The 552-nt window shown below is 54.9% G+C and carries 1 protein-coding gene; it reads right to left on the reverse strand.

What is annotated here, in order from left to right; genetic code table 11:
• Positions 1-151: 151 nt before the first annotated feature.
• Entirely contained in the window at positions 152-424 is a 273-nt protein-coding gene (locus ACFWW2_RS17090) for an HU family DNA-binding protein (RefSeq protein WP_393929917.1), read from the reverse strand.
• Positions 425-552: the final 128 nt, after the last annotated feature.

A 552-nucleotide genomic window follows, 5' to 3' on the forward strand; every position in this document is an offset into this window, starting at 1 on the left:
CGAAACAGACCACAAAGCCACCTCAAAACAGAAAACGGCCATGCCCGGGAAGAAGTGGGCATGGCCATCTTTATTATCTGCAGGTTTCGTCCAGTTGGGCCAGGTCGCTACACATAGCAGTCAAAAACCTCAGACGCATTCAACGGCACAGCTAGGCTACATGATCGGCAAGGCCTTTGAGCACTTTTGTGGTCACTACGGTCTTGGCTTCGATAGCGATCGCTTCGCCTGTCCTCGGGTTGCGGCCAGTACGGGCGGCGCGCAGCTTGGTGCCCAGCTTGACGATGTCCGGAATGGTCACCTCATCGCCCTCACCGAGGACCTTTGATGTGGTGTTCGCCAGAGAGTTGAGCACCGCATCAACGGTTGCAATTGTCTCGCCAGTGTCGGCGGCGATTGCTTTGATCAAGTCAACTTTGTTCATGGTATTCTCTTTTCTTAAGTTAGGCCGGATGGGCCGGTGGGTTGGCTGGGCCAGAGGCGTCATCGGTTCAGCTTAAGCATTCATCAGCATCTTTCTTGGAAGCCGGTTCGGCGAGACGTTCGCGTTTC

The organism is Yoonia sp. R2-816 (assembly GCF_046762905.1).
In the GTDB taxonomy this organism is placed as follows: domain Bacteria; phylum Pseudomonadota; class Alphaproteobacteria; order Rhodobacterales; family Rhodobacteraceae; genus Yoonia.

What these genes read in the sequence shown, in the direction of transcription:
- ACFWW2_RS17090 (WP_393929917.1), bottom strand. Translation starts at nt 424, where the DNA reads ATGAACAAAGTTGACTTGATCAAAGCAATCGCCGCCGACACTGGCGAG.